Source organism: Gabonia massiliensis, assembly GCF_001403595.1.
GTDB lineage: Bacteria > Bacteroidota > Bacteroidia > Bacteroidales > Coprobacteraceae > Coprobacter > Coprobacter secundus.
Genome location: NZ_LN877940.1, coordinates 17,630 through 33,164 on the forward strand (window position 1 = coordinate 17,630; position 15,535 = coordinate 33,164).

Here is a 15,535-nt window from a genome sequence, read left to right on the forward strand (position 1 = left end):
AAAATCACACTTTAATTTCTACTTCCACACCACTTGGCAACTCTAATTTCATGAGAGCGTCTACGGTCTTAGCTGTAGAACTGTAGATATCAATTAATCTTTTGTACGAAGATAATTCAAACTGCTCTCTCGACTTTTTGTTCACAAAAGTCGAACGATTCACAGTGAAAATGCGCTTATGTGTAGGCAGAGGTATAGGACCACTAACTACAGCACCACTTGCTTTCACAGTTTTTACAATCTTTTCAGCTGATTTATCAACCAAGTTGTGATCGTAAGATTTTAATTTAATTCTAATTTTTTGACTCATTAGTTTTGTTATTGATTTTGATATATTAAAAAACAAAAGTAAAGTAACAAGTTAAGAGTCATTCGCTAACTTGTTACTTTTATCTCATTACAATAAATCTACTCTTCCTTGTGCTTCAGTCAAGACTGCCTTGGCAATTGATGAGCCAACTTCTGCATAGTGAGAGAAAGTCATTGTCGATGTAGCACGGCCTGAAGTGATTGTACGCAAAGCGGTTACATATCCAAACATTTCGGCCAAAGGAGCATTTGCTTTTACAATACGGGCTCCAGAACGGCTTGATTCCATTCCTTCAACTTGTCCACGTCGTTTATTTAAGTCTGAAATCACATCACCCATACTTTCTTCCGGTGTTACTACTTCAATTTTCATAATTGGTTCAAGCAATACCGGAGCTGCTTTTTCGCAAGCTTTCTTAAATGCCTGAATAGCACAAACCTCAAATGATAACTGGTCAGAATCAACCGGATGGTAAGAACCGTCAATTACTGTTACCTTTAATTGGTCCATCGGGAATCCAGCTAATACACCATTTTTCATTGCAGTAGTAAAACCTTTCTGAATAGAAGGAATAAATTCACGAGGAATGTTTCCACCCTTCACCTCATCTATAAATTGAAGAGCTCCTTCAAAACCGGCATCCACAGGCTCTACTCGAACAATAATGTCGGCAAATTTACCACGCCCCCCCGTCTGTTTCTTATAAACTTCACGAAGTTCTACAGGTTTAGTAATAGCCTCTTTATAAGACACTTGTGGACGACCTTGGTTACATTCAACCTTAAACTCTCGCTTTAAACGATCAATAATAATTTCAAGATGAAGCTCACCCATACCACTAATTACCGTCTGTCCAGTTTCCTCATTTGTCTTAACAGTAAATGTGGGATCCTCTTCTGCCAGTTTCTGTAAACCAAGTCCTAACTTATCCATATCCTTTTGAGTCTTAGGCTCAACAGCAATACCAATCACTGGATCTGGGAAGTCCATAGCTTCAAGAACAATAGGAGCGTTCTCATCACATAAAGTATCACCTGTACGAATATCTTTGAACCCTACACCTGCACCAATATCACCGCAACCAATAAACTCTTTCGGATTTTGTTTATTTGAATGCATCTGGAATAAGCGAGATACACGTTCTTTTTTCCCTGAACGAGTATTCAATACATAAGATCCTGCAGCGACCTCTCCTGAATAGACACGGAAAAAGCACAAACGTCCTACATATGGGTCAACAGCAATCTTAAAAGCTAAAGCAGCCATCGGTTCTGATGCAGAAGGTTTACGGTCAATTTCTTTTTCCGGATCATTAGGATCATGACCTACTACTGCCGGCGTATCTACAGGGCTAGGCAAATAAGCACAAACTGCATCAAGCAAAGTTTGAACTCCTTTATTCTTAAAAGAAGAACCACAAGTCATCGGAACAATCTGCATTGCTAATGTACCTTTTCGGATTGCAACCCTAATCTCATCCTCAGTAATTGAGGAAGGATCATCGAAGTATTTTTCCATTAAAGCATCATCACACTCAGCTATCTTCTCAAGCATCTTATCACGCCACTCCTGCGCTTCATCAAGCAAATTAGCAGGAATTTCTTCTTGGCTATAATCTGCTCCCATAGTTTCATCATGCCAGAAAATAGCCTTCATTTTGATTAGATCAACAACACCTTTAAATGTTTCTTCAGCGCCAATAGGAATCTGAATGGGACAAGGATTAGCACCTAACACTTCTTTTAGCTGACGGACAACTTCAAAGAAATTGGCACCAGACCGGTCCATTTTATTGACATAACCAATACGAGGCACATTATATTTATCAGCCTGACGCCATACTGTTTCAGACTGAGGTTCAACACCACCCACCGCGCAAAATGTAGCTACAGCTCCATCAAGAATACGCAAAGAACGTTCTACTTCAGCAGTAAAATCTACGTGCCCCGGAGTATCGATCAGATTAATTTTATACTTTTCATTCGCATAATTCCACCATGTAGTAGTAGCAGCAGAAGTAATCGTAATACCACGTTCTTGCTCCTGCTCCATCCAGTCCATAGTAGCAGCACCATCATGCACCTCACCAATTTTATGAGTCAATCCGGTGTAAAAAAGGATACGTTCAGACGTCGTGGTCTTACCCGCATCAATGTGGGCCATAATACCAATATTTCTGGTATATTTCAATAAATCATCAGGTGATTTTGCCATCGTAATATTCCTTTGTTATTTAAAATTTCAATTAAAATCTGAAATGAGCAAATGCACGGTTAGCTTCTGCCATTTTGTGCATATCTTCTTTACGTTTAAAAGCTCCCCCCTGTTCATTATAAGCGTCAACAATCTCAGCAGCTAACTTATCTGCCATCGATTTTCCACCTCTTTTACGAGCATAGAGTATTAAATTTTTCATTGAAATAGATTCTTTACGATCAGGACGGATTTCTGTAGGAACCTGGAATGTAGCACCACCTACACGGCGAGACTTAACTTCAACTTGAGGAGTAATATTATCCAGCGCTTTCTTCCAAATTTCGAGTGACGTCTTTTCCTCATTTGCCAATTTCGCCTTCACAGCGTCTAAAGCACTATAAAAAATAGTAAAGGCAATACTTTTTTTGCCATCATACATTAAATGGTTAACGAATTTCGTCACCTTTACATCACTGAAGACAGGATCAGGAAGTACGATCCTTTTCTTTGGTTTTGCTTTTCTCATTTTTTTTACAAAATTGTTGTTCTTGTTTTTGGTTGCTTATCACATCTTCAACAAAACCCGCCGGCTTTGTTTACTCAACCGAATAGCCTATCCCATAAACTCAAACTAGCGTTTTACACTAATTTAAAATTCTCTTTTTATTAGGCGAAAGTTTCCTTACTTCTTACCTTTTGCTGCAGGAGCTGCACCTGCTTTAGGTCTCTTTGCACCATATTTGGAGCGACGTTGTGTACGACCATTCACACCAGCAGTATCCAATGTACCACGAACGATATGGTAACGCACACCAGGAAGATCCTTCACACGACCACCACGAACCAATACAATCGAGTGTTCCTGCAAATTATGTCCCTCTCCTGGAATATAAGAGTTTACCTCTTTTCCATTTGTTAAACGTACCCTCGCTACTTTACGCATCGCAGAGTTAGGTTTTTTCGGAGTAGTAGTATAAACCCTCACACATACACCACGTCTTTGCGGACATGAATCCAATGCTGGAGATTTACTTTTATCTTCCAAAACAACCCGACCTTTTCTTACTAATTGCTGAATTGTAGGCATTTTTAGAACTTTTTAATCTTTTAAATTTATAAACTTTATGTCTTTTATTTCTATGTAAAATCAGCCAAACCCAGCTATTACTTTCACATAATCAGCCAATTATGCAAAATAGCAGCCTTCTTTAGCGTCAAAAACGATGCAAAGATAATTACTAAATCCTTAGTAACCAAATGAAATACAAATATTTTAGTTGCTTTTTTATAGTTTTTTTCAAAACGCAAATACCAATGAATCCAATAAGCATTATTAAAAAATCATTAAAACGAAAAATCTCAACACATCAAACTCCACCAATAAAAACGAGAGCCATATCTTCAGATACAGCCCTCATCTTCTACTTTAAATCAAACTAAACAACAACACAACACGCGTATTCAACAAACCAAACCAAAATTAAATACACGTCTTATTCGGAAAACAGTCATTATAAATCTTCATTCCGAATTCTCTTTGTTAACAAATTATCTATTATTTTTGTTCACAAACTTAATTATATTAACATGCAACTATCTGGAACCAAACAAGACTGGAGTAAAATCTACGCTCTCATACAGCTTTTATTAAAAGGAACAATAGAAAATACTGAAATTCAGAAAATTATTAGAAAAGATGAATCGGGAGAAATAGTATACCATATATCTTCTGACATAATCCACATAAAGCAAGGAGAAGAGTACGTACAAATATCACGACAAGCTTGTAAGGATTTTTCTTCATTTTTATTTTCTGCCATACACAAAAGTAAAGAAAAAGAATTTATTATTCCAGAAGCAGAAACAATGTTACACACATTACGTTACAATCAGTTCTATTCAATTTCTTCAGACAAAAGAGATTTTACAATCTCACTGTCTGACTCCACTCATATTCCTATTATGGTAAAATCTCGAATTCCTTACTATAAATTATTGCCAGCCAATCGTGCAGCAAACATTAAATATGACATTTTAAACATAAAATTTTCCAATCCTGAAGCCAATAAAATCAATCGAATAGACAATTGGGATGCAAGATTATATGAAATAAAGCGTTTAGGGGGGAAGCTTAAATATACAACCACAGAAAACAAGATTTTTCTATATAATCTATCCATAATAGATTTGCATCTGCCCAAGTTATTATCTGAAATAACGCGTCTTTCTTATATTACAAAAACTTGTTCGATAAAAAAATTAGTAGAAGAAATAAAACATATAAATCCATACAAAATAAAAGAAGAACTTATTTTCCAATATCAGTTTTACGAATACAAAACAATCCAATTTTTACTATCTCTTATAGCTGGGATGAGACCTTCAAAAATTTATAAAGGATACGGAAATTCTTTATCTCAGCTTTTTATACAGCCAGATGGGAGTATAGCATTTTTCCATAATTCTGACAAAAAATATCTAGGCAATTTCCTATTTGATAACGCATATTTATCTATACCCGATTGCGAGTCTTATAGGTTCGGATTTATCGAAAAAGAGAATAATCAATGGTACATTAAGTTAAATCTTGAAATTTTTATATAATCATCATGTTATTACCTTATATCGATCCAAACAGAATAGAAGCTGGCTGCGACGAGGCTGGCAGAGGATGCCTGGCTGGAGCTGTATACGCTGCAGCAGTAATCCTCCCTACAAATTTCAGATGTGAAGCGTTGAATGATTCTAAAAAACTTTCAGAAAAACAACGATATGCATTACGCTCTATCATTGAAAAGGAAGCAATCTCCTGGGCTATAGGAATCGTCTCTCCTGAAGAAATAGATAAAATAAACATTCTAAATGCCTCCTTTCTAGCCATGCATAGAGCAATAGAACAATTGAAAGTCACCCCTGAACACCTTCTTATAGATGGTAATAGGTTTAAACCATACCCCAAAATTGGACATTCTTGCATTATAAAAGGTGACGGAAAATACCTTTCCATTGCAGCCGCTTCAGTTCTTGCCAAAACATATCGGGATGATTACATGCTGCAACTACATCAAACATATCCTCAATATGGATGGAACAAAAATAAAGGATATCCAACCAAAGCTCATCGCAATGCCATCAAAGAGTATGGTACTACTCCATATCACCGCATGACATTTCAATTATTGGAACGCCAACAAAGTCTTTTCTGAACTTTTTATAATAAATTAGAATTTAAAAGAGGGCAGGCGTTTCTGTAATACTGGTTTTTCTAATAAAAACCAAGATACTAGCGAAATTAAAATCGTACATAGAATTGATGATATTAATGCTAGATGAATATTTATCTTATCAATACCTAACCAAACAACAAATTGTATAACTGGAAAATGGAAAAGGTATATTCCATAAGCAATATTGTCATACCTACGTAAAAATGTAAACCATTGTAGATTATAAGCAAACCCTATTAATACAACAGCAAAAGCCAAGGGTTCCATATACTTACACACTATATTATCATCTCTAAACCAAAGAACTAACATCGCCAATATAATAAAATAAAGAGCTCGTTTTTGAAAAAAATTAAAATATAACAATAAAAAAGTACCTGAATAAAAATACACAAGCTGTCCTCCTACTTGACGCTTAAGAATAAGGAAAATTTCTTTTTGAGTATTTGAATACATGAAAAGAAAAAATTCATTATAAATAACAGAAAAAATAAAAATAAATAGAAAGACTGACAACTTGCCATACCTCTCCATCAAAAAATACACGATTGGGACACTGGCATAAAGCAAAACTTCAACTTTCAAAGTCCATAAAGAACCATTTATAACTGGTACCACATTATTGGAAAAAACTCCGGGCAAAGCTGGCTCTAAAAAATTAAGAAAAGTATAATTTGCAATTAAATATTTCCATGTCTGAGTTGAAGTAATATACTCCCCAAAGGATAAACTGGAAATTATTCCTCCTAAGAAAAAACAACATGTAATTATAAAAAAATAGGGCGGCAAAATTCTTCTAATCCGTCTATTTGCATAATGTCCTACCTGCGGATTACGGATATAACTCAAAAATACTAAAAACCCACTTAGTACAAAAAAGCCATGAACAGCATCTACACTCGAAGTTGGCAAAAAATAGTTCGTATTTGTTAGAATTCCAAAATGAGCAAAAAATACAGCAAAAGAAAGATAATATCGAATAATATCAAAATTATTCTTTCCGCCTAATATATGTAATGTTTTCTCCCCTATCCAATTTTGCATCAAACCTCTTATTTCTGCCTAAACACTACCTCAATCGATACAATTATGAGGTAGTGTTTAAGTCAATAACTTCCATATAAAGTTATTTTCAAATATTATTTTCTATTATTTTGCAATTCGCTCTAGCCACTTCAACATAAACAACATCGTACACATTGACAACAAACAGACAGCAACAAAGACTATCCACGTCAACCATATAGGTATAGACTCATATAAGACCGCCCCTATAAATAACAATTGGTTTCCTATTGCTGTTGCACCTAACCAACCACCTTGCATAACTCCCTGATATTGTGGAGGAGCAACTTTTGTTACAAAGGATATTCCTAACGGAGAAATATATAATTCTGCCACTGTAAGAATAAAATATGTAACCATTAATAACAATGGAGTTACTTTCACCGGAGAAGTCCCTGCCGCTATAATTTCACTATGCAAGGGCAAATGTGCCGTATAAGATCCTATTGCCATAACAATATATGCTAATGCAGCAATTCCCATACCAATTGCTATTTTTTTAGGAGTAGAAGGCTCCTTTCCACGTGAACGCTGCCATCCGAAAACCGCCATGACCAATGGTGTCAAAAATACAACAAAGAAAGGATTCAGCGATTGAAATAACTCAGCAGAAATACTCATGCCAAATAAATTCAATTGCGTATATTCCTTTGCAAAATAAGTTAAGGTCAAGCCATTTTGATGGAAAGAAAACCAAAAGAAAATAACAACACAAAATACGGCAATTAATGCATATATACGCTGGCGAACTTCTTTAATATCCATCTCAACCGATATCTTTCCTTCAGTTGATATCTCTTTAGTTTTTTCTTTTGGATCCGGAAAAACCTTTTTATTAATCAAATAAATTACTAATGATATTATCATAGCAAATATAGCAACAACAAAAGCATAATGAAAGCCTGTAGTAAATACATTTAAATAATTTACTGCAAATCCAGAAAGGTCTGTAATTGGCTTACCCGAAACTTCTTGCGCTAATCGCAAAAAAGTTTCAGCAGCTTCGGGTGTAAGACTATTTTCAAGGTAACCATGACAAAGAGCCGGAAGATCTGCATTATACTGAAATCCACTCCGAACCAACCACCAATTTCGTACACCCACTGCCGCCATAGGCGCAAAAATTGCTCCTATATTAATAAACATATAAAATAATGAAAAACCAGAATCTCTCATTTTTCCATATTTTTCATTATCATACATTTGCCCTACTAATGCTTGCAAATTTCCCTTAAACAACCCATTCCCAAAAGCGATTACAAACAAGCCTGCACAAGTAATTGTCAAGAAAAGGATTTTATTCGACACTGGAGTCGGAGATGGAATAGCAACCATCAGATATCCTAAGGCCATCACAATAATGCCCATTAATATAGTACCTTTATAATTACGTGTTTTATCAGCTATTATTCCTCCTACAAAAGCAAGAATATAAATTGAAAAATAAAATACGGAATAAATCAGACCGGCATCTTTCCCGCTCAAGCCAAATTTAGCTTGAAGAAATAATACCAAAATAGCCATCATAGTATAGAAACCGAAGCGTTCACCCATATTGGCAAAAGCCGCCGCTATCAGTCCTTTAGGTTGATTTTTAAACATAATGTAAGATTTAGATTATAATTTTTTAATTGTTTTTCATTTTAAATGCGAGAGCATAGAGATGCATCTGTTTTACCATTGAAACTAATCCATTAGAACGAGTTGGTGATAGATGCTCTTTCAGTCCTATTTTATCTATGAAGTATAGATTTGCATCTAATATTTCGTCTGGAGTATGATTTGACAAAACACTAATCAGTAAAGAGACTATACCTTTTACAATGACAGCATCGCTTTCTGCTTTAAATACAATTTTACCATTTTCATAATCAGCTTGTAACCAAACTCGACTCTGGCAACCTTCAATCAAATTCTCAGGAGTCTTATATTTTTCTTCCAGTGGTTCTAATGAATTTCCCAAGTCAATTAATAAGGCATATTTGTCCATCCAATCATCAAAAGCCGAAAATTCTTCAATTATTTCGTCTTGTTTTTCATTTATTGTCATAACTTATTGCATTTTACAGCACAATATTACACTTTTTTAAAGACATATACAACAAAAAGACAAATCCAAATCTCTTTATAAAATTATCTATTCATTATATATTATTTCCAAAACCGTCTGTCCTACAGCCTTTAAGGTCTCTTTATCTATAAAATCCATAGTGTCATCTAATGTATGCCATTGCTTACAAAATCCGGTTTCTGTATTCGGGTCATATTGGATAATATCTATACTGGGAATGCCCATTCTATTGACATATACATGATCATCCGTTATATATCCGCCCTCTGTATTCACAAAATATTTTCCATATCCTAAGCGTTGAGCAGCAGACCAAACTTTATCGTTGACTCCGCTAGCATAGCGTTGAGAAAAACCTTCACGAGCAAAAATAGCATCTTTCCCACCAACCATATCTAGCAAAATTCCATAACGTGCTCGATACCCAGGCCTATGAGGACGAGCAGCCCAATATTGAGTTCCTAATGCCCAACTATCCTCATTTTCTGGCCCTTCATAAAAATAAGGTTGGCCATAATCTTCCGCATCAAAAAATATAATATCTATGCCAATATTGGGTAATCGCTCTCCCACCAATCGTGCAATTTCAAGAAGCACACCGACCCCACTTGCCCCATCATTTGCTCCCATAATAGGCTTTTGATGATTCGCTTTATCCGGATCATTATCAGCATAAGGACGTGAATCCCAATGTGCAAATAATAATACTCTATCTTTTTTCTCAGGAGAATATGATCCTATTATATTTTTAGCATTTAAAATTGTCCCATTATAAGCTGTAACTCTCGCTTCTTGTATAAAAACATCTGCCCCATGACGTCCCAACTCCGAAGCAAGAAACTCTGCTGTAGCCCTATGGGCCGTAGTATTCGGTATTCGAAAACCAAAATCAACTTGTTGCTGCATATATTTATATGCACTATCCTCTTCAAAAACAGGGACACTCATTTCAATTCTTGTTAACTCTTCTGACTCGGCATTCATATTTTGCTTATGAGACTGCGCACCACAACTTATAAATGTGAATACTGTCCCTCCCAATAAAGCTGTTTTCAATATATCCATAACTCATTATAAATCTATGTCGTAAATATAAAAATTAAATGCTAAGAATCATTATTTACCAGGCTTTAATACAACATCTCTTTCTGTTACTATCAGATTCATTCTCATACCTTCCAACATAGGCCAATTATTTTTTACATGCCCTACCGGAAAATTAAAACATACCGGATAATCATATTCTTTGATCATACCACTTATCATTTCATATACGGTCATTCCTATCGAGAGATCTTCTTCATAGCCTGTAAATTGTCCTACTATTAGCCCAGAAAGAGATTCTAATACTCCTCCTAACTTTAGATTATAAAACATTCTTTCTAAATGATATGGGCGCTCTCCTATATCCTCAACAAAAAGAATATCTCCTTTTTTTATTTGATCATAAGGGGTGCCCCGTAAACCTAATAAAACCGAAAGATTTCCTCCAAAAAGGGTTCCACAAGCATTTCCTTGACGATTTAGCACATGTTTCCCTACTGTATAACTAACAAAGTTTCCAAAAAGTATATCACGTAACATATTTGAAGAGACATCGTCTTTTTCTTCGGCCAAATGTTTCATCATCGGTGCATGCAAAGATATAATCCCTGCCTTTCTAAAAGCTGCATGTAGAAGTGTAATATCACTATATCCAATAAGCCATTTTGGTAAAGAGAAAATCATTTTATCTGAAATTTTATCTAACAAACGAACTGCTCCATATCCTCCTCGACTACAAAATATAGCTTTTATATTCTCAGAAAATAACGCACTTTTCAAATCAGAAAAACGAACATTATCATCACCAGCAAAACGTCCACACCTACTGAGGCACGCCATACCCGGTATCGGATCCAACCCCCAATCAGATAAAACATCCATTCCTTTTTTTACTATTTCTTCTTCTATCTTTCCAGACGGAGAAATAACCATTACCTTATCGCCTGTTTTTAAAAATTCAGGTATTTGCATTTTCTCTTTTTTATACAATCTACACAAAGGTAAAAAAAGAAAAACGGGGAGCAAACATTCTCTCAGTTTTCTCCCCGTTTCTTGCCTGACTATAAAATTTACAACGCGTTTTCTTTTATTAAGTATTCAGCTATTTGCACAGCATTTAAAGCTGCACCTTTTTTAATTTGATCGCTCACTGCCCAAAAAGTCAGCCCTTTAGGATTTGATATATCAGAACGCACACGTCCTACATATACACCATCTTTCCCTGCAATATCTAATGGCATTGGGTATCGCTTATTTTCAGGTTCATCCATTAATATAACACCATCGGCCTTTGCAAAAGCTTCTTTTGCTTCCTGCACAGACACTGGGCGTTCTGTCTCAATCCAAATAGATTCTGAATGAGCCCTCATTACTGGAACCCGCACACACATTGCACTGACTTTTACATCTGAATGCATAATTTTACGTGTCTCATTATACATTTTCATTTCTTCTTTTGTATAAAGGTTGTCTGTAAAGACATCTACCTGAGGTATAACATTATAAGCCAGTTGATATACAAATTTCTCTATCGTAGGAGTTTCCCCGTTAATCAGCTGTTCATATTGATGTTTAAGCTCCGCCATAGCAGCTGCGCCTGCACCACTAGCAGCCTGGTAAGTCGACACATGTACAGTTTTTATATGTGAAAGATTCTCTATTGCTTGTAAAGCTACAACCATCTGTATGGTTGTACAATTTGGATTTGCAATAATACCACGCGGACGCACCTTAGCATCAGGCCCATTTACTTCGGGAACGACTAAAGGGACATCATCCTCCATCCTAAAAGCACTTGAATTATCTATCATTACAGCGCCATATTTAGTTATTGTTTGGGCAAACTCTTTAGAGGTTCCAGCTCCGGCTGATGTAAAGACAATATCTACGTCTTTAAAATCGTCATTGTGCTGGAGTTCCTTTACTATAATTTCTTTATTACGAAATGTATACAAAGTTCCAGCACTACGTTTAGAACCAAATAGCAGCAACTCGTCCAATGGAAAATTTCTCTCGTCCAACACACGAAGGAACTCTTGTCCTACTGCTCCACTTGCACCTACAATAGCTACTCTCATTTTCTCTTCAATTTAGATATTTATTATTTTTCTTGTTTATTGAGGTTCCCAAAGCCTCGAATTCATTACATTATTTGCATTATTCTCGCAAAATTAAAACATTTTGCAAGATTCCAAACAGATAACATCAAAAATTTATATATAGGCCTTTATTATATTATAAATTGTAAGTATTTTACTCTTTTTTCATTAAACATTTTTTTCTATTTTTGTCATATAAAAAATAGAAAATCTATTCAGCAAATATAAATAACTTTAACCATGGATATAGCCAGTACTCTACCTGCACTTCCATTTACCAATCCTGTGCTAATATTCTTCATAGTACTGACCATTATCTTGTTCGCGCCACTTCTACTTAACAGACTGCGCATACCCCATATTATTGGACTCATTATTGCAGGAATCATCATTGGGCCATATGGATTTGGGCTACTTGAACGAGATAGTAGCTTTCAATTATTCGGAAATGTAGGGTTATTATACCTCATGTTTCTCGCAGGGCTCGAAATGGACATTAACGACTTCAAAAAAAATAAAACTCAAGGTATTGTCTTTGGATTATATACCTTTTTAGTTCCAATGATTATAGGAACTTTTATTAGTTACTATACTCTGCACTTTAATTGGACAACTTCAATTTTATTGGCAAGTATGTATGCATCCCATACCTTGGTCGCATACCCGATAGTTAGCCGATATGGGGTAGCCAGAGAAACTTCTGTAACAACGACGATTGCAGGAACTATCATAACTGTATTAGGAGCACTTATTATCCTTGCCGTAATCGCCGGAATGGCACAAGGTAATATCAATAATGTTTTCTGGATACGGCTTACTCTATCCGTAACTGTATATACTGCATTTATCATATATGCATATCCAAGGATAACCCGCTGGTTTTTAAAAAAATACAGTGATAATGTTACACAGTATATTTATGTTTTAGCTTTAGTTTTCGCAGCATCATTTCTTGCTGAAATCGCAGGCTTGGAAGCAATAATCGGTGCATTTTTCGCAGGTGTAGTTCTAAACCGTTTCATACCAGCAGTTTCTCCGTTAATGAACCGAATTGAATTTGTTGGAAATGCACTCTTTATACCCTATTTCCTCATCGGAGTAGGTATGCTTATCGACCTTCAAGTAGTATTTAATAGTAGTGATGCAATTATTGTTGCATTAAATATGTCCATTGTAGCAACTTTGTCCAAATGGATAGCAGCATGGCTCACGCAAAAGACATTCAAACTTCCTAAAGTAGATCGAGATATGATATTTGGGCTAAGTAATGCCCAAGCGGCAGCGACATTGGCTGCTGTTCTTATTGGACACGATTTAGGCATTTTCAATACTAACGTCCTCAATGGTACTATCGTTATGATATTGGTCACCTGTACTATTAGCTCATTTGTAACAGAAAAAGCCGCAAGAAAAATAGTGACCCGGCAAATGACCGAAGACCAAACTACCAACTTAGATACTGGAGAAGAAAGAATACTGATCCCCATTGCCAATCCCACTTCTATAGAAAACCTAATTAACATAGCATTGTTACTAAAAAGTCCCAAAAAGAAAAGCCCTCTCTATGCCATACATGTAACCGATGACACAAATGCAGGTGATGGTCCCGGTTTTAAAGCAAAAAATGCATTACGAACGGCAGCAAAAGTTGCTTCTTCAGCTGATACCCGACTCGAACCTATTTATCGTTTTGATATTAATATCGCTAGTGGTATACTACACTCGATGAAAGAAAAAGATATTTCGGAACTTGTTATAGGATTACATCATAAAGCAAATATTGTAGATAGCTTTTTCGGGAACAAAACAGAATCCCTACTAAAAGGGACAAATAAAATGATATTTATCGCAAAATGCATTATACCAATCAATACAATCACCAGAATTGTCATTGCGGTACCCGAAAAAGCAGAATTTGAAACAGGATTCGTAAAATGGATAGATAGAATAGCCAATATGGCAAAACAAATAGGATGTCGAGCTATTTTCTATGCTCACCCCAACACTATTGTACAACTAAAAGCCGTATTGAAACAAGGTGGATATCGCATTAGAAATGAATTTGAAATTCTTGAAAACTGGGAAGACATTCTTATGCTTACCGGAATAGTATTACAAGATGATTTATTTATTGTTGTTAGTGCTCGAAGAACATCTGTCTCCCATAATCCAGAGTTTGACAAGTTGCCAGGATTCTTATCTCGTTACTTTGCAGGCAATAATTTAGTTGTTCTCTATCCTGAACAATTTGGTAAAGAGAGTGAATTATTATCTTTTTTTACAGATCCCCTCTCTATTGATGTACAAAGGCATTATACACGATTTCCAGATTTACGAACATTTCTAGGACGGTTAAAATGGAATAATAAAAAAATGTGGAAACATTTAAATCGAAAAGAAAAATAATGTATGAATATCACTAATATTTCTGACAATAATAACTCTGAATATAAAAAAAACGATAAAAGATATCTATTTCTCAATAAACAAGCCAAACTTGCTTTCTTTTATATGAGTGTTTGTTACACGGCAGGAGTAATGATTGCACTTATTTTCGATACCGGAATCAACTCCGAATTTTACACTTACGGTAATATTCTACAACTCATTGCTATAGCACTTTTACATATCCTTTCTTTTACAAAAAAAGTTTCGTATAGGAAAGCTATAAATGCCTTCTTATTAATTATGTCTACAGAAGTTGCAGCTGAGATGATTTACGAAGCTACCGTGAACTTACAACAATCATCTTCATTCATACTTACTCGTCTAACCATTATGATGATTTTAACCTCCGGCGCAGTACTAGCATATCTACGTTTTTCCACATTCTACATTTCTATATTGTCAGTTGTAACTTATATTGTGAGCACAATCATTACACAAAATATCCATCTATCCCAATATACTTATATTGTAATATTAGCCTTTTTAGGATTAGCAATTCTTGGAAATAAAATATATAATACACTCTATTTGATAGAAGATAAGGACATATCGCTTCAAGATGAAAAAAATGAAATCATAGATTTTGCCCACCTCGGCCATCAAGACTGGAATGTGCTCATAGAAAGCCTCAAAAACAAGCATATCTCCACAGATAAAACATTATCAGTACTAAAATTAATAAATAAAAATATTTCTCAGCGTATTGCTTCACAAGCCCGTCAATTAGTCAGAGATGAGCAAATATATTCACCCATCCTTCTTTCTCGCTATCCGAACCTGACTTGTGGAGAACTTGAAGTTTGCCTTTTCATTATTCGCGGAATGACGGTTTCCCAAATTAGTGCAGCATTAAACATTACCTTATCCACTGTTACTACTATACGAAGCAATATACGAACTAAAATGAATTTACCTAAAGATATAAATCTACGCCAACATATTAACTCTGTAATCCACACACAAAATCCTTCATTTCAATTTAAAGAAGGAATAAATATATAAATGGTTATTAACGGACATTTGATTCATCTTTAACAAAAAAAATTGTATTATTGCAGCCGGAAAAATAGAGTCA

At 35.2% G+C, this 15,535-nt stretch carries 14 protein-coding genes; 4 read left to right on the top strand and 10 right to left on the bottom strand.

Annotated features, from left to right (window positions below; all coding sequences use genetic code 11):
* Positions 1-4 precede the first annotated feature (4 nt).
* The 4 genes from rpsJ to rpsL form a co-directional block, all read right to left on the bottom strand.
* Complete coding sequence (rpsJ, locus tag BN2628_RS10235) at positions 5-310, bottom strand: 30S ribosomal protein S10 (RefSeq protein ID WP_021929244.1); 306 nt, start codon at positions 308-310, stop codon at positions 5-7.
* A gap of 87 nt (positions 311-397) precedes the next feature.
* Positions 398-2,524, bottom strand: a complete 2,127-nt coding sequence (gene fusA / locus BN2628_RS10240) for an elongation factor G (protein WP_044230413.1) — start codon at positions 2,522-2,524, stop codon at positions 398-400.
* 31 nt (positions 2,525-2,555) lie between these two features.
* Entirely contained in the window at positions 2,556-3,032 is a 477-nt protein-coding gene (rpsG, locus tag BN2628_RS10245; RefSeq protein ID WP_044230412.1) for a 30S ribosomal protein S7, read from the bottom strand.
* A 156-nt stretch (positions 3,033-3,188) separates the two neighbouring features.
* Positions 3,189-3,593, bottom strand: a complete 405-nt coding sequence (rpsL, locus tag BN2628_RS10250) for a 30S ribosomal protein S12 (protein ID WP_021929247.1) — start codon at positions 3,591-3,593, stop codon at positions 3,189-3,191.
* Between the two features lie 500 nt (positions 3,594-4,093).
* On the opposite strand from rpsL, the gene BN2628_RS10255 reads away from it, so the two are divergent.
* Both BN2628_RS10255 and BN2628_RS10260 read left to right on the top strand, forming a co-directional pair.
* Positions 4,094-5,110: an HpaII family restriction endonuclease gene (locus BN2628_RS10255; RefSeq protein WP_044230410.1), complete on the top strand. Its 1,017-nt coding sequence runs from the start codon at positions 4,094-4,096 to the stop codon at positions 5,108-5,110.
* Positions 5,111-5,115: 5 nt separating this feature from the next.
* A complete protein-coding gene (locus tag BN2628_RS10260; RefSeq protein ID WP_044230409.1) occupies positions 5,116-5,712 on the top strand; it encodes a ribonuclease HII in 597 nt (198 codons plus the stop codon).
* 15 nt (positions 5,713-5,727) lie between these two features.
* Here the strand turns inward: BN2628_RS10260 and BN2628_RS10265 are convergent, their stop codons facing one another.
* The 6 genes from BN2628_RS10265 to BN2628_RS10290 all read right to left on the bottom strand — a co-directional run bounded on the left by BN2628_RS10265 (position 5,728) and on the right by BN2628_RS10290 (position 11,991).
* Positions 5,728-6,777, bottom strand: a complete 1,050-nt coding sequence (locus BN2628_RS10265; protein WP_044230407.1) for an acyltransferase family protein — start codon at positions 6,775-6,777, stop codon at positions 5,728-5,730.
* Between the two features lie 105 nt (positions 6,778-6,882).
* The gene (locus BN2628_RS10270) at positions 6,883-8,400 is read right to left on the bottom strand and encodes a peptide MFS transporter (RefSeq protein WP_055097177.1); all 1,518 of its coding nucleotides are present in this window, start codon (positions 8,398-8,400) and stop codon (positions 6,883-6,885) included.
* 25 nt (positions 8,401-8,425) lie between these two features.
* Positions 8,426-8,848 (bottom strand): SufE family protein, encoded by a 423-nt coding sequence (locus BN2628_RS10275; protein WP_044230404.1) that lies wholly within the window; start codon positions 8,846-8,848, stop codon positions 8,426-8,428.
* A gap of 87 nt (positions 8,849-8,935) precedes the next feature.
* Positions 8,936-9,934, bottom strand: coding sequence for a M28 family peptidase (locus BN2628_RS10280; RefSeq protein WP_044230403.1), 999 nt, complete (start codon positions 9,932-9,934; stop codon positions 8,936-8,938).
* A gap of 51 nt (positions 9,935-9,985) precedes the next feature.
* On the bottom strand, positions 9,986-10,885 hold the full coding sequence (locus tag BN2628_RS10285; RefSeq protein ID WP_044230441.1) for a S66 peptidase family protein: 900 nt from the start codon (positions 10,883-10,885) through the stop codon (positions 9,986-9,988).
* Positions 10,886-10,983: 98 nt separating this feature from the next.
* Positions 10,984-11,991 (bottom strand): aspartate-semialdehyde dehydrogenase, encoded by a 1,008-nt coding sequence (locus BN2628_RS10290; protein ID WP_044230401.1) that lies wholly within the window; start codon positions 11,989-11,991, stop codon positions 10,984-10,986.
* Between the two features lie 261 nt (positions 11,992-12,252).
* Between BN2628_RS10290 and BN2628_RS10295 the strand changes: the two genes are divergently transcribed.
* Together BN2628_RS10295 and BN2628_RS10300 are read left to right on the top strand one after the other, a co-directional pair.
* Positions 12,253-14,418, top strand: a complete 2,166-nt coding sequence (locus BN2628_RS10295) for a cation:proton antiporter (RefSeq protein ID WP_055097179.1) — start codon at positions 12,253-12,255, stop codon at positions 14,416-14,418.
* A gap of 3 nt (positions 14,419-14,421) precedes the next feature.
* Entirely contained in the window at positions 14,422-15,462 is a 1,041-nt protein-coding gene (locus BN2628_RS10300; protein WP_044230398.1) for a helix-turn-helix transcriptional regulator, read from the top strand.
* Positions 15,463-15,535 lie beyond the last annotated feature (73 nt).